This window comes from Bacillus sp. V26 (genome assembly GCF_034296245.1).
GTDB classification, from domain to species: Bacteria; Bacillota; Bacilli; order Bacillales; family Bacillaceae; genus Bacillus; species Bacillus halotolerans.
The window spans coordinates 102,434-119,416 of record NZ_JAXKQF010000002.1; the positions used below are offsets into that span (position 1 = coordinate 102,434).

Genomic DNA, 16,983 nt, shown 5'->3' on the forward strand with positions numbered 1-16,983 from the left:
AAGACATTCAATGTTTTGGGTTTTTTTACGCATTAATAAGCCAGTCCTACCCGGCAGCCGATATAATCTCCTGTAAGAAGCTCGTGATACAGAAAAGCCGCAGTGTCGCCGACAGTGATCTTTTTGCCTTCCGCCGGCAAGACGTTGCGCTCTGCACGGTATTCACCTGCTGCTTCTCCGTCGGGGAGATATGTGGGGCAGATCATGGTCCAATCTAAGGACGAATCTCTAAGCATGTCATATACCTTTGCATGCTCCTTGGCAGCGCGGGTCAGCTTTCGTTTTGATTCATTTGTTTCAAATCGGTATTTTCCTGGTTCACATCGTGAATTAAGAATGCCCGCGGTGCCGATCGTGATGAGCCGTTTGATATGCTTTTCCTGCATAATGGCAAGAATATGTGTCATGGCAGCTGACAACGTATCGTCGCCATCTGTGCCGAGACAGCTGATGACGATCTCAGCATCCTTCATGACTTCTTTCACATCTTCCCGGCAGCGGGCATTCCCGATAACGATTCGTTCTTTCGGCAGGCCAAGTTTATCATTCGATGACCTGATCAGAGCGTAAATATCAAGTTGTTCATTGGTGCCTGCCAATATTAAAAAGGCTTGTCCGACACGGCCGGTTGCGCCAAATAAGGCAATTTTCATGAAAAAACCTCCTCGCCCCTCATTATAAAAGGAGGTACTCAGTTTGAACAGCGCGGGAAAGAATACCTGTACAAAAAGACAGAACGATGGGAAACATATTCATTAATCATGGATATACTTACGAACTGCACCAGCTCCCAATTCATAATATCGATGAATGGCACTTTGATTCCCTCCCTTTTCTCCTAGGATATGTGGTGCAGGAAAAAAGGGTGACAAATATAAAGAAGGCGCGGAAACCGCGCCTTCTGTCAGCCATTTATTGAATTGTTATTGTACGCGGCCGCCCATGTTCTGCTGAGCGAAAGATACTAAACGTTTTGTGATTTCTCCTCCGACAGAACCGTTAGCGCGGGAAGTCGTATCCGCTCCAAGGTTAACGCCGAATTCAGAAGCGATTTCAAGTTTCATTTGGTCGATAGCCTGAGCTGCGCCAGGTACTAGTAATTGATTTGAAGAGTTTTGGTTTGCCATGTGTAAAATCTCCTTTTTTATTTGATATGGTTGGGTTAACTGGAGTTGCACCAGTCTGTGGACCCGCCTCGGGTGTCACTGCCGTCTCGGCGTAACCCAATGCTTTGCCGGCTTGTTACTACGTATTATGTTAGATTTGACTAAAACTCATGCGGGGATTTTAGTGGTAAATCTTGAGAAGGCATAAAAAAAGCTTAGCCGCCCAGGCTAAGCTAATCGTAAATATGAAAAAGCATCAATTCATGTATCTCGTTTTTGAGTGCAGGCTCATCAGCACGGGCGGGAAACAAATCTCCCCATTCAATCTCGCCGCTTTTATGATAGATGCCCTCGTAATGCATGCCTTTATAGTAAAACGAAATTGTCCATCCGGGCAGTTTTTGTTTTTGAAACAAAGGTTTCCAGCTGAAATGAGAAATCATCAGGGGCCACGCTCCTTGAAATTGATATCAATTGACATGGATACGGACGAATTACATTCATTGTATCATTGTTGCAAAACATCATTGAAGGGGCTTTATGATGAACTTGTCCTTGCGTTGAATAAACTTCAAGCCCGCTTTTACATAAAGCGGGCAAATTAGGATGGCCACAGCGATTCATGGGAGGTAATGGCCATCTTCGAAAGATATGAAGCATATTCAAAGCTTCTTCGTTTTGTCAAAGAATCGACAGATTGCAGACTCGGATGAGAAAAAATACTGCGGCCCGGACGTGAATTCGCTTCAAACATCCATACCTTACCATTTTGGTCAATGCCAAAATCAAAACCGATCTCGCCGATGAACCCTTCGATATGGTCATGGAGCACTTGGCTGGCGGTCAATGCCGCCGCAGAAAGCTTTTTAATGACATGTATTCGTTCCGCCGGATCATCGTATACTTCGGCCAGCGTTTTCACTTTTCCGCCATTTGATAGGTGTGTTGTAATGCTGTTTTCTCCTGAAATTTTTACTGCGATGGCGGTCACAGTCCATTTGCCTTTACTGTTTTTATTCGTATGAACGCGGAAATCGGCTGGTTTTCCCTGAAATTCAATCAAATTTACCCCTTGCTGAACGAGAAAGACAGCGGGATCATGCTGTTTTTGAAATTCATCCAGAAATGCGGAAGCATCGGGATAGTCGATTGAAGAAAAAGATTTGGCATCATTTGTATGTTTCACAGTCAAACCGGATTCCGTTTTGGCGAGCTGATAAATCCCGGTGCCGAGTGCTCCGTCCGCCGGTTTTATATAAACCTTGCCGAATGAATCACTCAGCTCTTCAATCCGCTCAACAGTAGGATGAAGGATTGATTTCGGTAAGTAAGGAGCCGTTCTCGGGTCTTTTTCCAGCAATTGATGAACATCCCATTTGTTGAAAAATGTTTTATTGAACCATGGGATTTGATATTCATTGATCAGCCGATTTTTTGTATTCTGCAAGACAATTGAGTTCTCGATTTTTCTATTCGGCAAACGGTCATACACGACGTTCGGCAGCGGGACAATGTGTTTCTCCCAGCCATTTTCCCTGTATAGAAGCGCTTCAATCGTTCCTTCCTGCCAATTGATTTGGTGCGCGCCGAACACGAAGCAATAGCTTCCTGTTTGTTCATGCAAAGTGAGCAGTTTAGAAAAAAAGAGAGAACGGTCCTTAAAAGGGCGCTCAAGTGATGCGGTAAACCCCGCGGTAAAGATCCCGATTAACGGACCAATGTGCACCGAATGATCATGAATGAGAATATCAGCCCGGCTGCGATGCGGTATCAGCAGTTCGTGAAACAGATTTTCAGAGAGGAGCACTGTCTGTTCGAGATTTCGTCTGAAAGTAACATGGCATCTGACAACCTTCGTTCCGAATGAGGCAGACAAAAGGCCGTCTTGCTTCATGGCGGAGGGCAGAAACAGAGTATTTTCACTGTTTTTGTCTATGCCGATCAAAAACCGTTTACGATTCACGCGGAAGGACTCCTTTCTGGTTTTGCAGCGAAAATAGATATTTGCACCGCTTAAGAGGGCAAGTATATAGATGTTCTTTTTTCTCAGGGGAAACATGAAGTATTGATTTTCTGCCTGGTTTAGAATTGATATCCAGGATCCAGATTCTCCCGTCCTTCGCAAGGCATATATCCAGACCGAGTTCAAATAATGGCCCGTATCGCTCATCAAGATAATACGGAACCGATTGGGTAATCGAGAATAAGTCATCCAGTAAGACTACCTGCTGTTTTTTCGGGATATTTTCAAACCATGTATCAAATGTAAGCGTATCCGATCCGCCTGATAAATTGGCCAGCAGCCCGTTTTTGTATCCGCGTCTCACTGCCTTTCCGACGGTATGCCATTCACCGTCCTCATTTTTTTGCATAAACAGCCGGATATCACAAGGGTATTGCTCCTTATCTTGGATATTTAAATAAGGCTGCATCAAATATTGGTGCTGAAGCACTTTTTTGCACCAAGTTTTAAATGAAGCTTGGTTGGAAAAGGATTTTGTCTGTTTATCCTTTCCGATATGGTAGGTGGCGGTTATGTTTTTCTTGCCAAGCTCCAGAAGTATCACGCCTCTGCCGCCAGCACCGAACGCTGGCTTTAAAATACAGGCTTTTTCTTTCGATAAATACGAATGGATTTGTTCAAATCGGCTCACTTTCATGGTTTCCGGAATGTAAGGATTGATCACAGAATGCTCCTGCAAATCTTGAAACACAGTCCATTTATCAGGAAGACCCCGCCCGATAAATTCGGTTTTCGGATATTTTTTGAGCCATTCGACGATCGGCTTTGCTTTTTGTGATTGTGAATCCTTCCCATAAAAACAGCGGTCATAAATATAATCGGGAATCGCAAGTTCTGTTTCGTTCCAATTGCTGCTCGCTGGATGATATACCAGCGCTTTTACACGCAGGGTGTCGGGCAAAATGTCAAACGGTGTAAAACGGATCAAACGTATGCCGAATTCGGGCGCTCGTGTAGCCAATTCTGCGGAATAATCCTGCTCGTGCTGGCGGGTTAAGGACATAAAACCGAGTGTTATCATGGTGAGACTCCCCCTTTTATTAAAAAGCTGCCGGCGGGTGTCAGCAGCTTTACGCTTCAAAAAACATCAGGAACACAGCTGTCGGTAGTCTACTTTACAGATTACGATTCAGCATCTTGCCCTATTCCTGTTAAACAAGCTGATTTTATGGCCATATGTTTTGTCTCCTTGTTTGCTAAGTGATCACACCAACCTCTATAATACAAATAGGTCATTCTATTTATGAAAAAGTAAAAGCACAGATGGAGGCAGATGAGCAGGAATGGGTATTGCAGGAACCTTTATATTTATGATCGTGATCGGCGCAGTTATCGGCGCGGTGACCAATCATTTAGCAATTCAAATGCTATTTAGGCCGTATAAGGCATATTATTTGTTTGGAAAACGAGTCCCTTTTACTCCGGGATTGATTCCAAGAAGACGTGATGAGCTTGCGAAACAAATGGGGCTGATGGTGGTAAACCACTTATTAACGCCTGAGGGTATTAAAAAGCGGCTTGTTTCAGATTCAGCCAAAAAGCAGGCGCTGCAAGTCGGTGAACAGCTGATTCAAAACCTGTCGCTATCTGAAATGACAGTAAAAGAAGCGCTTGAAAAAGCCGGAGTAAAGCATCCGGGTGAAGCGGCAGACGCCTGGATCAGCCGCTGGACGGATGATAAATTGAATGAACTTTTCCGCCGATATGAGCATCAAACGTTAAAAGAAGCACTGCCATTGGAAGTGCAGGAAAAGCTTGAAGAGAAGATACCGATGATTTCAGGCTATATTTTGGCGCGAAGCATTCATTATTTTGAAAGTGAAGAAGGAAAAATCCGTCTCGGCAATATGATTGATGATTTCTTAAAAGAACGCGGTATGCTTGGAAGCATGGTGCAAATGTTTCTCGGCAATTCAAGCCTTGCTGATCGCGTGCTGCCGGAGCTTCTGAAGTTTTTGCGGAATGAGGAAACGAATAAGCTGCTTTCTGATCTTCTGAAAAACGAATGGGGCAAGCTGAAGGAGTATACATTTAATGAAGCGGACGAAAAATGGAACGCAAAAGTATTAATCTTTAGCCTGAAACAAAGAGTGCTGCAAGCATTTTCAACTGCTCCGTTTTTTGAAAATACGATTGGCTCGCTTACAGCCCGCTATGAAAATGATCTGAACCATCGTATCCTGCCGGCGCTTTTAGACAAATTGCTTGAGGGGATTTCAACCAATCTTGAAAGTGTATTAAAACGAATGCGCCTTGAGGAAATTGTAAAGGAGCAGGTGGATCAGTTCCCGGTACAGCGTCTTGAAGAAATGGTGCTGTCGATTTCGAAAAAAGAATTTAAAATGATAACCTATTTGGGCGGCCTTCTCGGCGGAATCATAGGTGCAATTCAAGCGTTGTTTGTCATCCTTTTTTAAGAAGAAACGGGTTTCGATTAATGAAAGGAGCTCCATAGTCTGTTATAGTGGAGTGGTATGTCAATCGGCAATAATGAAAGGAGCTATTTACAATGGCTGTTAATTTTTACGATGTAGCGTATGATCTGGAAAATGCATTGCGCGGGAGCGAAGAGTTTACCCGTTTAAAAAACCTGTACGATGAAGTAAACGCAGACGAGTCTGCGAAACGAATGTTCGAAAACTTCCGTGATGTGCAGCTGAGACTTCAGCAAAAACAAATGGCTGGAGAAGAAATTACAGAAGACGAAGTGCAGCAGGCTCAAAAAACCGTTGCGCTTGTGCAGCAGCACGAAAAAATCTCTCAGCTGATGGAAGCGGAGCAGCGTATGAGTATGCTGATCGGCGAATTAAACAAAATCATCATGAAGCCTTTAGAAGAGCTTTACGGCAGTGTCGAAGGCTAATCATTCAAAATCCCTTCTGGATAAGAAGGGATTTTTTATTCGTTCAGCAAACTAGAAAATCCAGCGATTTCTTTACCTCTCCATTGATGATCACTGATAATGTATGAATTCCTTTGTAATGTTTTCTTGTAGATAAATCCTTAAAGGATTGTGTTTTGGTATATGATTTTGTTTCGTTTTTTCCTATATTCGTTTCTGTTATTTTAAATACTTTTCGATGATGCTGGCCTCTGGCTTTTACGTAATCAATGGCGTACTCAATTCTTACTTTCTGATCTCTGTCTGAATGAATGTGAAAAGTAAACTTGAGGGTTTCACCAATAGAAATACGGCTGGACTCACACGTTAAATCTTGCAGTTGAATCGAATCAGCATCGTGATAGCCAAAAAGCAATAAAGCCTGTTTATCGCCTTTTTTTAGCAAGGTCCGGTAAGCGTGTTTGATGATCCAGTCTGTATGAGGGTGTGTTCCATACCATTGTACTGCGACTTCTCTCAGCAAGTGAGGATGCGTTTTTGATATATCATTAAGGCTGTTGGCCACACTTTTTCTCACATACAAAGACTCGTCCTGCATCAGCTGCTCAAGGATCGGCAGCACAGGGGAGGGGTCCGATTTCAATGCGGGTATCGATTTTCCCCATGGGAGGCGGGGCCTGCTTCCTTCACTCGCAAGTCTTCTCACGTGCTCATTTTCATGCTTAGACCATATCAGGAATTGTGCAATCATTTTTTCCTGATTTAAAAGCAAAAAAGGCCTCACAGCAAATTCTGAAGTGGAATATGCCGTAAAGTATTCTAACGCCTTCATTGAATCATCCCAATGCTCTAAGCCGTACTGCTCCACATAATCAGGAAATATGATTCCGCTGAGTCCCTTAAAATGAGGAGCTGCATCCCATAATACTGCAAGCGCTTCGCCATAATGTTTCGGCAGTGTTTCGTATAAAGCAACGGTAATGCGGCGCGTGCGTTCTTTTAAAGCGAGCTCAGGCCATTCTCCCGTCATTAAGAGCTCCTCGAATTTTTCTTTGTTGAACGCTGGATAGGTTTCTTTTACAGTATCTATCAATCGAGAGATCAGTTCTTGATTATAAATTTCTTTTAATACAGTCATTGGACCACCGCTTTTTTCATTTAATGTTTATATTGTATACGAATGTACGTTCCTGTTCAAGTGGCGGAATCCAATAATTAACATTACACGCTACCTTAGTTACACAGATATTGGTTACTTTTTTTAGTTAAAAAAACCCTTGTCATCTGCAGAGAAAACTGGGATAATAACATTGAAAGCGCCTACACTTACCTATTTCAAATGGATACGGTCGCATATCATGCCGTTATATAGAGGGGATAAGCAACAGAGAGTAAGTGTTCGGAGCGCATCATTGGTCAAATAAGGGGTTCCTGATACATGATTTTTCGTAAATCGAAATAACGATATTAGGGAGAATGGCTGCTTCGATCGTATCCTATTATGATTGCATATATAAAGTCTGCTGAGTCAGGCTTTTTTTGCTGTACAGAAAAGGTTGTTCTAAACACAGAGACAGGGTCATATCCTATACACAAGTACAGTCATCAAGGAGGGGGACATCTCTGTGTCTAAACAATTGCTTGCCTTAAACATAGATGGAGCGCTGCTTCGGTCGAACGGGAAAATTCATCAGGCAACGAAAGACGCGATTGAATATGTTAAGAAAAAAGGGATTTACGTCACACTTGTCACCAACCGCCATTTTCGCTCAGCTCAGAAAATAGCAAAATCGCTGAAGCTTGATGCAAAGCTGATTACCCACAGCGGCGCCTATATCGCTGAGAAAATAGACGCGCCCTTTTTTGAAAAAAGAATTTCTGACGATCATACTTTTAATATCGTTCAAGTGCTTGAGAGCTATCAATGCAACATCAGGCTTCTTCACGAGAAATATTCGATAGGAAACAAGAAAAAGGTCAATTCAAATTTGCTTGGGAAAGCGCTGATCCACCCGTCAGATCCCATCTTTTACCCGGTTCAGTTTGTTGAATCGTTAAGCGATCTTCTGATGGATGAACCGGTGAGTGCGCCCGTCATCGAAGTATATACAGAACACGATATTCAGCAAGACATTACAGAAACGATTACAAAAGCCTTCCCGGCGGTTGACGTGATTCGCGTAAACGATGAGAAGATGAACATTGTTCCAAAGGGAGTTTCGAAGGAAGCGGGCCTTGCACTTGTCGCTTCGGAACTGGGGCTGGGGATGGAGGATGTAGTCGCTATCGGCCATCAGCAAGACGATCTTCCGATGATTGAGCTTGCCGGACTTGGGGTTGCAATGGGGAACGCTGCACCGGAAATTAAGAGAAAAGCCGATTGGGTCACAAGGTCAAATGACGAGCAAGGCGTCGCATATATGATGAAGGAATATTTCCGTATGCAGCAGCGAAAAGGGTTCCTCGATAAGTTCCACATGAAACGCGTATAAAAAAAGCCGCTCGCGCCTAAACAGGTGCGGCGGCTTTTTTGCCGGATTGATTTTAGCTGTTTATTTCTGTACACTAAAGAAAGTTTTGAATCTGATAAATTAGGTGATGAAGTTGCAAATTAAAATAGAAGGCATACACGATGACCGCCTTCATCGGCCACTGCAAAATATCGCAAATTTGTTTTATGAGGAATGCGGTCTTGTCTACGGCGGAGAGGAGCCGGCGGATCTTGTCATCTCTTTAGCGTGCACGCAAACAGATGAGCATGTGACGGTTTCAGGAGAAGTGAAAGGAACCGGAATTAAGGCACACCATACGAAAGCTTTTTCTCCTGATATGAATGAAAAAGAAGCTTTCAAACAAGTGAAAAACACAATTTCTTATGTTTACTTAAATCTTCTTCAAGCGCATACGGGCATGACGCAAAAGTGGGGAATCCTCACGGGAATCCGCCCGACGAAGCTGCTTCATAAAAAGCTGCAAAGCGGGATGCCGAAGGAACAGGCGCATGCAGAATTGAAAAAGGACTATTTAATTCATGATGAGAAAATCGAATTGATGCAGCAAATTGTCGACAGGCAGCTGGCGGCAGTTCCTGATTTATATCAAGTAAAGGACGAAGTCAGTATTTATATCGGCATTCCTTTCTGCCCGACCAAATGTGCGTATTGCACATTTCCTGCATACGCCATCCAAGGACAAGCAGGCAGAGTCGGCTCATTTTTATGGGGGCTGCATTACGAAATGCAGAAAATCGGCGAATGGCTCAAGGAGCATGACGTCAAGGTCACAACCATATATTTTGGCGGCGGGACGCCTACAAGCATTACAGCGGAAGAGATGGATCTTCTGTATGAAGAAATGGTCCGCTCCTTCCCGGATGTGAAAAACATTCGGGAAATTACTGTGGAAGCCGGCCGCCCCGACACGATTACTGAAGAAAAACTTGCCGTGTTGAACAAATATGATATTGACCGGATCAGCATTAACCCGCAATCCTATGAAAACGAAACGCTCAAAGCGATCGGCCGTCATCATACGGTGGAAGAGACCATTGAAAAATATCATCTGTCACGCCAGCACGGCATGAATAATATCAATATGGATTTAATTATCGGTTTGCCTGGCGAAGGCGTGAAGGAGTTCAGACACAGCCTTTCAGAAACCGAGAAATTGATGCCGGAATCGCTGACTGTTCACACCCTTTCCTTTAAGCGGGCGTCAGAAATGACAAGAAACAAACATAAATACAAAGTTGCCGGGAGAGAAGAGGTTTCTCAAATGATGGATGATGCGGTAGCTTGGACGCAAGAGCATGGATACGTGCCTTATTATTTATACCGCCAGAAAAATATTCTTGGAAATCTGGAAAACGTCGGGTACTCGATTCCGGGCCAGGAAAGCATCTACAACATTATGATTATGGAAGAAGTGCAGACGATTATCGGCATCGGCTGCGGTGCGGCAAGTAAATTTATTGATCCGGATACAGGGAAAATCACACACTTTGCCAATCCGAAAGACCCGAAATCATACAATGACCGATTTGAGCACTACACGGACGAAAAGATCAAATATTTAGAGCAAATTTTTGAGAGAACGACAAAGCAGCACTGATCACAGTGCTGCTTTTTTTATCCCCGCTGTTTTTTCACAGGCTGAACGTCCGGCTTCCATTTAAACACCTTGTTTAGCTGGCGGTAAATCCATTTTGACTCTTTTGTTAATAATGGCCCCAAAATCGCCAGAATGAGGACATATAATGCGGCGAACGGCTTTAATGTGGCTGACAGGCCGCCGGCTATGCCGAGGTTGGCAACGATAATCGAAAACTCTCCCCGTGATACGATCGTAAGACCGATATTGGATGAGGCTTTATGAGAAAGCCCTGCGCGGCGTCCAGCCACCATTCCGGCGATAAAGTTTCCGAATATGGTCAGGATCACAGCTCCCAATGCCAGCCAAACCGCTTCACCAAGTGAAAAAGGGTCTATGCTGAGGCCGAAGCTGAAAAAGAACATCGCGCCGAAAAAGTCGCGAAACGGAACGACAAGGTGCTCAATCCGATCGGAATGCTCTGTTTCCGAAAATACCAAACCGAGCAGCAGCGCGCCGATGGCTTCTGCTACATGAATTGTCTCTGAAAATCCGGCGATGAAAAAGAGCGCTGCAAAAATGACGATAATAAACACTTCGTTCGAGCGAATGTCCAACAGCTTATTCAACAGCGGCGGGAGCTTTCTGGCCGCGATAAAAAACAGCAGCATATAGCCAAATGCGATCAGAATGGACAAAATCGCACCCCCGACTGATGTCGCGTCTCCAAGCACAAGACCGGAAACAACAGACAAATACACAGCAAGGAAAATATCCTCAAACATAATAATGCCGAGAATCAGCTCGGTTTCCGGGTTGGCCGTTCTTTTTAAATCGACCAGCACTTTTGCGACGATCGCGCTTGAAGAAATGGTGATAACGCCTGCCAGCACGAGGACTTCCAGAAAAGAAAACCCGGTGATAAAGCCATAAAGCAGTCCGAGGCTGAAGTTAATCAAAATATAAATTGATCCGCCAATTGCGATGGATTTTCCAGACTTGATCAGCTTTCCGACAGAGAATTCAAGTCCGAGATAGAAAAGGAGGAAAAGCACGCCCATCCGTCCGAAAAACTCAATGATTTCACTGCTTTCTATAAACGTGAGGTCAATGATCCCGACTTTAGGGGCATGAGGGCCAAGCAGCATCCCTAAAATAATGAGAAACGGGATAATTGAAAACTTAATTTTATTTGCGATGACACTGGCAATTGCCACAAGCACAAGCGCAGTTCCGACTTCAAAAACAAGATGATCCATCCGCTGATCACACGCCCTCTCTAGAAAGAAAATCATGAGTCAGCTTCTTCAGATGCTTTCTTTCACCTGAGAGGACAAGGGTATCATCTTCTTCAATCACTGAGTCAGCGCCTGGATTTAAAAACTTTTGCTGGTTGTGTTTAATGATGGCGATGACAGTGACATCATAGTTTTGACGGACATCAAGTTCGCCGAGGGTGCGCCCGATTGACTTCGCGCCTTTTTCCACCTTAAACCATTCAATAATGAGGTCGCTAAACGCCATCTCGATGGATTCCAGCGCCTGCGGCTTATAGACCATGCCGCCCAAAATGGCTGCAATTTGCCTTGCTTCAGAATCATCCAGTGAAATATTGGAAAGGAGCTCATCCGGATCCCGGTCATCAAACCGATAGATTTCCCTTCTTCCGTCATCATGAATGATAATCGTCATTTTTTCGCGGTTTCTTGTTTCAATTTCGAATTTTTTGCCGATTCCCGGCAGATCGTTTTCTTTTATATTCAATGAAAATCCCTCCGAATGTAGTGTTGGCTAAAAGATAGGGTACAAACAAAACGGTATACATTCATATTCGGAGGTAATTAGACTGGTATTTGACAGGGACGGCACAAACCCTTTCCAGCCTGTTGATGTGAGGATCATCAAGCGGTTTGACAGATAACGTTCTGATAGACTGCGCCAATGGATTGTACTCTTTCATAAACTCCGCCAGATGCAGGCTGCCCGGTGACGGCGTTTTGGCTGATTGTGATTCTTTCGGATATGAGGCCATTGGCACATAGCTGTCAGTGCTTGCATCAAACTGGGAGGGCAGGGCCACGTCAGAAGGGGGAAAGCACACCATAAATAAGCTTAATAGAAAGCTGATCAGCAATTTATCCATGTTACCTTCCCCCTTTCTCATTCTATATCCCTTCCATTTCACTATATAAAACTTTATGTTTCCATTCAAATGATATGCACTTTTCAGTATCTATTGACCTTGAAAAATAAAAAAGGTTTCTTTAAGGACGGCGGGGAATGTATATGAGAAAGAAAAAAAGAAAGCGTATACATGGAGGTGTTTCATATGGATTATATTCAATATGAACTGAAGGGGCCTGTGGCAGAAATTGTGCTGAATCGCCCTGATGCTCATCACGCCTTGAATGAGCAAATGCTTTTCGAGCTGAAGGAGGCGTGTGAAAAGGTTTCTGAAAGCGAGGCGCTCATCGTCCTCCTGAGAGGTACCGGAAAAGGTTTTTCGGCAGGCGGCGATATACGGATGATGACCTCTGAGCATGATCCTGATCAATTTAGGCAGCTGATGGATACAATCGAAGCCATTACTTTAACGTTATACGAAATGAAAAAAGTGACAATTGCCGCTGTCCATGGTGCTGCCGCGGGGCTGGGCTTGAGTTTAGCACTTTGTGCTGACATTGTGCTTGCGGAGAAAAATGCCGTTCTTGCAATGAACTTTATCGGCATCGGCCTTGTTCCTGATGGCGGGGGACATTATTTGCTGAAAAAAAGGATTGGGGAAGCGAAAGCGAAAAAACTGATTTGGAGCGGGAAAAAGCTATCCGCTGAAGAAGCGGCTGGCATGGGTCTCTTGGATGGAACATTTAACGGAGATCCTGCGGATGGTGCAAGACCTTATGTTGAAACGCTTTCAGCCTCGCCCCTATTGGCAATGATTGAAACGAAAGCCATTTTTCAAAGCCTCCATATTGATGAATTGAAGAAGGTGCTGGCTCTTGAACGAAGTGCCCAGGAGAGAATGAGGAGGACTAAAGATCACCAGGAAGGAATCCGTGCATTTTTAGAGAAACGGGAGCCAAAGTTTCAAGCATAACAGATCAGCCGGGAAGCTGATCATCTCTGAAACAAAATCAGCTTTCCGGCTGCATTCACTAAACGATGGGTATGACTATGTAGCTCTTTTTCCTTTAACAGGGCTTCACCCTGCTGTTTTGCCGCATCTTCGTTTTCCGCCTCAAATCGCTCGTTTATCAGTGTTTCTCCCGAAGGATCAAAAGCCGTAAGAAAATACTCCGCCATCATATTTCGCCTCCAACTTCATCATTTATCGTTCTTTCTTCATTTATATTCTAAATAGCAAACCAAAATCCTTTATTATGTTTTAACCAAATATAGTATATAATGGGTCAGGGAAGGAGGAGATTCGGTGCTGACGATTGATCACGTAACGAAGACATTTGGAGATTATAAAGCGGTTGACGGTTTGAATTTGGAAATTCCGGAACAGCAAATGTTTGGCCTCTTAGGCGCAAACGGAGCGGGAAAAACGACGACCTTTCGCATGATTCTCGGCTTATTAAGCATTACGGAGGGTACGATCAGCTGGAAAGGCCGTCCCGTCAACTACAGTATGAGCAACAAAATCGGATATTTGCCGGAAGAGCGCGGACTATATCCGAAAATGAAGGTAAAGGACCAGCTTGTCTATCTGGCAAGATTAAAAGGCATGGAGAAACGCGAAGCCGTAAAAGAGCTCGGAACATGGCTTGAACGCTTCAATATAACAGAATACGAGAATAAAAAAGTAGAAGAGCTTTCAAAAGGAAACCAGCAGAAAATCCAGTTTATTTCGTCGGTTTTGCATAAGCCTGAGCTGCTGATTCTCGATGAGCCATTCAGCGGGCTGGACCCTGTCAATGTCGAGCTGTTGAAGGAGGCTGTTATCTCTTTGAAAAACAGCGGTGTCTCGATTTTATTTTCCAGCCATAGGATGGAGCATGTCGAAGAGCTGTGTGAGCACCTTTGTATTTTGCAAAAAGGGAAGCCTGTTGTGCAAGGCAGACTGAAGGAAATTAAACGTTCATTCGGCAAAAAGAATGTGACCATTCATTCCGATGACGATCTGCATTTTTTACAGGGGCATGAAGGAATTACGCAATGGAAAGAAACGGCCGGCGGCGTAAAGCTGCAAATTGCCAATGAAGACATCTCTCAAGAGATCTTCGCCATGCTCCAAGGAAAAGGATTTATTCGAAAGTTTGAGCTTGAAGAGCCGTCACTCCATGATATTTTTATAGAAAAGGTGGGGGCCGTCTATGAATAAATTTTTGATCATGCTTTCTCATACATACAAAAATAAGATTATGGCAAAGTCTTTTATTATTTCTACTGTCATCACGGTTCTGCTTGTATTGGCTGTCACCAATTTAGAATCGATTATTTCTATGTTTCAAGGAGAAGATACAAAAGAGAAAATTGCTGTTATTGATGAAACAAACGAATTATATCCGATTTTCTCAAAGCAGCTGAAAGCAGTCGATACAGACAGCGATCTTGATGTGAAGCAGTCTAAGCAATCAGAGGAAAAGGTTATAAAGCAAGTCAAAGAGGAAACGCTTGATGGGATGCTCATTATCAAAAGAGTTGACAAAGGGACGATTTCAGGGACGTACAAAGCGTTAACGATTTCGGATGAAAGCACGTACCAAACACTGCAGCAGGCGTTAACACAAACAAAGACCGCAGTTGGAACAGAGGAGCTCGGCGTTTCGCAGGAAACCATCAGCAGCCTCTATGCGCCTGTCACTGTCGGGCAGGAGGCGCTGAAAGAGGGTGCAAAGTCTGAGGAAGAACTGGGGCAGGCGATGGGGCTTGTTTACATTATGCTGTTTGTCATATATTTCTCCGTTATTATGTATGCCAGTATGATTGCGATGGAGGTTGCGACCGAAAAATCTTCGCGTGTCATGGAAATCCTCATCTCAAGCATGCCGCCGATCCAGCAAATGTTTGCAAAGCTGTTAGGCATCGGGCTCGTCGGAATAACACAGCTTGCTGTCATTATTTCTGCCGGATATCTATCGCTGAAGCTGAACAAAACGAGTGAAACGGCTTCATCTGTAGGCGGTTTTCTTAACCTGACCGATGTTCCTGTTTCTACCGTGATATATGCTGTTATTTTCTTTTTGCTCGGTTACTTTTTATATGCGACACTGGCCGCGTTTCTTGGCAGCGTCGTCAGCAGAATAGAGGACGTGCAGCAAACGATCACACCGATGACGCTTTTGGTGGTTGCCGGTTTTATGATTGCCATGTTCGGACTAAACGCTCCGGACGCAGGATTTATTACGGTCACATCGTTTATCCCGTTCTTTACGCCGATGATTATGTTCTTGCGCGTCGGCATGCTTGATATTCCGTTTTGGCAGGCGGCTGCCGGCATCGGGATAACACTGCTCACCATTATCATACTTGCCGTCATTGGCGCCAGAATTTATAAAGGCGGCGTCTTGATTTACGGCAACTCAAGCGCGTTTAAAGCAATCAAACAAGCGCTGCGTTTGTCAAAAAGCTGATTGGAAAACAGCCTGGGGATGCTCAGGCTGTTTTTGATTGTATTCGTTTTGACAGAACGTGCATTCGCAAGAAATCGGTGCTAAAATAAGGGTACTTCATCCTGGAAAGGAGCAGAATGTTGACTGATCTAACCTTTATTCATGCGGCAGATCTTCATCTCGACAGCCCGTTTTACGGGATATCGCATCTGCCGGAACCCATTTTTGCCCGGATCAAAGAAAGCACGTTTTCAAGCGTGAGACATATTATAGACGCTGCAATCACAGAGAACGTTGATTTCGTTTTGCTGGCGGGGGATTTGTTTGATGAGGCCAATCGAAGTTTAAAGGCGCAGCTCTTTTTGAAAAAACAGTTCGATAGACTTAGAGAGTACGGGATTTCAGTCTATGTGATTTTTGGGAACCATGATCATCTCGGCGGAGAATGGACGCCGATTGAATGGCCGGAGAATGTTCACATGTTTACATCCCCAGTCCCTGAAGAAAAATCGTTTTATAAGGATGGCAGGCGCGCAGCAAGCATTTACGGTTTTAGCTATCAGACCAGAGCCGCGACGGAAAACCAAGCCGCCCGCTACCGGAGATCAACTGACGCGCCCTTTCATATCGGGATGCTCCACGGCACGTTATCAGGATCTGAAGGACACGATCCATATTGCCCGTTTACTCAGGATGATCTTGTGAAAAGCGGGATGGATTATTGGGCGCTTGGCCATATTCACAAACGCCAGGTTCTTTCTGCCGGGAATCCGGCCGTGATATATCCGGGAAATCCTCAAGCGCGCCATATGAAAGAGACAGGAGATAAAGGCTTTTATCTTGTCCGTGTGGAGCGCGGAGATATTTCCTATGAATTTAAGAAAGCGCATGACGTCCTGTGGGAGAAAGCAGAAGTTGATGTGTCAGCGATAGAGAATATGACCGCGCTCTTTCAAAGTGTCGAGGACACGTTTTCAAAGCTGCGGAAAAAAGGGACTCCTGCTTGTGTGAAGCTCGTATTACAGGGGACCGCGCCAGAATGGTTATCGGATGCGCCGAGAGGTTCACTGGACGAGCTCCTTGAAGCCTTTCAGGAGCAAGAGGTGGACGAGGATAATTTTATTTGGCCGCTCTCATTAGAAGATGAGACGGAAAATGAAGCAGAGCTTAAGAGCCTTGATCCTTTTTTCGGCGGTTTATTGGAAGACATTGAACAGACTGATCTTGCAGGCGTGCTGGAAGGACTTGAGCGGCATCCTGTATATAGGAGACACGCAGACCGGTTTAGTCAAGGGGAAATAAAGGAAATAAGAGAGCAGGCACAGGTTTTATTGAAAAGACAGCTTAAGGTGCTTGAGTCATGAG

19 protein-coding genes are annotated in these 16,983 nt (G+C 44.3%); 8 read left to right on the plus strand and 11 right to left on the minus strand.

The features are described 5' to 3' along the window. Window positions 1-32: 32 nt before the first annotated feature. The 6 genes from UJ203_RS07765 to UJ203_RS07790 form a co-directional block, all read right to left on the minus strand. Window positions 33-653 carry an NAD(P)-dependent oxidoreductase gene (locus UJ203_RS07765; protein ID WP_305935167.1) on the minus strand — a complete coding sequence of 207 codons (621 nt, stop codon included), beginning with the start codon at window positions 651-653 and terminating at the stop codon, window positions 33-35. 38 nt (window positions 654-691) lie between these two features. Further along, window positions 692-817 carry a hypothetical protein gene (locus UJ203_RS07770; protein WP_105990510.1) on the minus strand — a complete coding sequence of 42 codons (126 nt, stop codon included), beginning with the start codon at window positions 815-817 and terminating at the stop codon, window positions 692-694. Window positions 818-923: 106 nt separating this feature from the next. Beyond that, on the minus strand, window positions 924-1,127 hold the full coding sequence (gene sspB / locus UJ203_RS07775) for a beta type acid-soluble spore protein SspB (RefSeq protein ID WP_010333571.1): 204 nt from the start codon (window positions 1,125-1,127) through the stop codon (window positions 924-926). A gap of 212 nt (window positions 1,128-1,339) precedes the next feature. Beyond that, entirely contained in the window at window positions 1,340-1,549 is a 210-nt protein-coding gene (locus tag UJ203_RS07780; RefSeq protein ID WP_024120758.1) for a YheE family protein, read from the minus strand. A 158-nt stretch (window positions 1,550-1,707) separates the two neighbouring features. After that, window positions 1,708-3,069, minus strand: coding sequence for a YheC/YheD family protein (locus tag UJ203_RS07785; RefSeq protein ID WP_069486318.1), 1,362 nt, complete (start codon window positions 3,067-3,069; stop codon window positions 1,708-1,710). Next, window positions 3,059-4,150, minus strand: a complete 1,092-nt coding sequence (locus tag UJ203_RS07790; RefSeq protein ID WP_322009680.1) for a YheC/YheD family protein — start codon at window positions 4,148-4,150, stop codon at window positions 3,059-3,061. Before UJ203_RS07790 ends, UJ203_RS07785 begins: the two co-directional genes overlap by 11 nt. 262 nt (window positions 4,151-4,412) lie before the next feature. Between UJ203_RS07790 and UJ203_RS07795 the strand changes: the two genes are divergently transcribed. Together UJ203_RS07795 and UJ203_RS07800 are read left to right on the plus strand one after the other, a co-directional pair. After that, the gene (locus UJ203_RS07795; RefSeq protein WP_095713720.1) at window positions 4,413-5,546 is read left to right on the plus strand and encodes a DUF445 domain-containing protein; all 1,134 of its coding nucleotides are present in this window, start codon (window positions 4,413-4,415) and stop codon (window positions 5,544-5,546) included. Between the two features lie 92 nt (window positions 5,547-5,638). Then, the gene (locus UJ203_RS07800; protein ID WP_010333576.1) at window positions 5,639-5,992 is read left to right on the plus strand and encodes a YlbF family regulator; all 354 of its coding nucleotides are present in this window, start codon (window positions 5,639-5,641) and stop codon (window positions 5,990-5,992) included. 43 nt (window positions 5,993-6,035) lie between these two features. Here the strand turns inward: UJ203_RS07800 and UJ203_RS07805 are convergent, their stop codons facing one another. Then, window positions 6,036-7,109 carry a DNA alkylation repair protein gene (locus UJ203_RS07805; RefSeq protein ID WP_322009683.1) on the minus strand — a complete coding sequence of 358 codons (1,074 nt, stop codon included), beginning with the start codon at window positions 7,107-7,109 and terminating at the stop codon, window positions 6,036-6,038. Between the two features lie 487 nt (window positions 7,110-7,596). Between UJ203_RS07805 and UJ203_RS07810 the strand changes: the two genes are divergently transcribed. Together UJ203_RS07810 and UJ203_RS07815 are read left to right on the plus strand one after the other, a co-directional pair. Next, a complete protein-coding gene (locus UJ203_RS07810; RefSeq protein WP_059336402.1) occupies window positions 7,597-8,463 on the plus strand; it encodes a Cof-type HAD-IIB family hydrolase in 867 nt (288 codons plus the stop codon). A 112-nt stretch (window positions 8,464-8,575) separates the two neighbouring features. Then, window positions 8,576-10,081 (plus strand): coproporphyrinogen III oxidase, encoded by a 1,506-nt coding sequence (locus tag UJ203_RS07815; RefSeq protein WP_322009688.1) that lies wholly within the window; start codon window positions 8,576-8,578, stop codon window positions 10,079-10,081. Window positions 10,082-10,098: 17 nt separating this feature from the next. Here the strand turns inward: UJ203_RS07815 and khtU are convergent, their stop codons facing one another. The 3 genes from khtU to UJ203_RS07830 form a co-directional block, all read right to left on the minus strand. Further along, a complete protein-coding gene (gene khtU / locus UJ203_RS07820) occupies window positions 10,099-11,319 on the minus strand; it encodes a K(+)/H(+) antiporter subunit KhtU (RefSeq protein WP_105990514.1) in 1,221 nt (406 codons plus the stop codon). A gap of 7 nt (window positions 11,320-11,326) precedes the next feature. After that, window positions 11,327-11,824, minus strand: coding sequence for a K(+)/H(+) antiporter subunit KhtT (khtT, locus tag UJ203_RS07825; protein WP_010333581.1), 498 nt, complete (start codon window positions 11,822-11,824; stop codon window positions 11,327-11,329). 61 nt (window positions 11,825-11,885) lie between these two features. Beyond that, on the minus strand, window positions 11,886-12,224 hold the full coding sequence (locus tag UJ203_RS07830; RefSeq protein WP_105955305.1) for a hypothetical protein: 339 nt from the start codon (window positions 12,222-12,224) through the stop codon (window positions 11,886-11,888). A gap of 165 nt (window positions 12,225-12,389) precedes the next feature. Between UJ203_RS07830 and UJ203_RS07835 the strand changes: the two genes are divergently transcribed. After that, entirely contained in the window at window positions 12,390-13,157 is a 768-nt protein-coding gene (locus UJ203_RS07835) for an enoyl-CoA hydratase (protein WP_322009694.1), read from the plus strand. Between the two features lie 20 nt (window positions 13,158-13,177). Here the strand turns inward: UJ203_RS07835 and UJ203_RS07840 are convergent, their stop codons facing one another. Beyond that, window positions 13,178-13,363, minus strand: coding sequence for a YhzD family protein (locus UJ203_RS07840; protein WP_059336506.1), 186 nt, complete (start codon window positions 13,361-13,363; stop codon window positions 13,178-13,180). A 127-nt stretch (window positions 13,364-13,490) separates the two neighbouring features. Here UJ203_RS07840 and UJ203_RS07845 point away from each other — a divergent pair, with 127 nt between their 5' ends. From UJ203_RS07845 to UJ203_RS07855, 3 genes are all read left to right on the plus strand, one after another. Then, window positions 13,491-14,387 carry an ABC transporter ATP-binding protein gene (locus UJ203_RS07845; protein WP_044156564.1) on the plus strand — a complete coding sequence of 299 codons (897 nt, stop codon included), beginning with the start codon at window positions 13,491-13,493 and terminating at the stop codon, window positions 14,385-14,387. Continuing rightward, window positions 14,380-15,639, plus strand: coding sequence for an ABC transporter permease (locus UJ203_RS07850; protein ID WP_322009701.1), 1,260 nt, complete (start codon window positions 14,380-14,382; stop codon window positions 15,637-15,639). The genes UJ203_RS07845 and UJ203_RS07850 overlap by 8 nt, the downstream gene beginning before the upstream one ends. Before the next feature lie 116 nt (window positions 15,640-15,755). Then, window positions 15,756-16,982, plus strand: coding sequence for a DNA repair exonuclease (locus UJ203_RS07855; RefSeq protein ID WP_322009703.1), 1,227 nt, complete (start codon window positions 15,756-15,758; stop codon window positions 16,980-16,982). Window position 16,983: the final 1 nt, after the last annotated feature.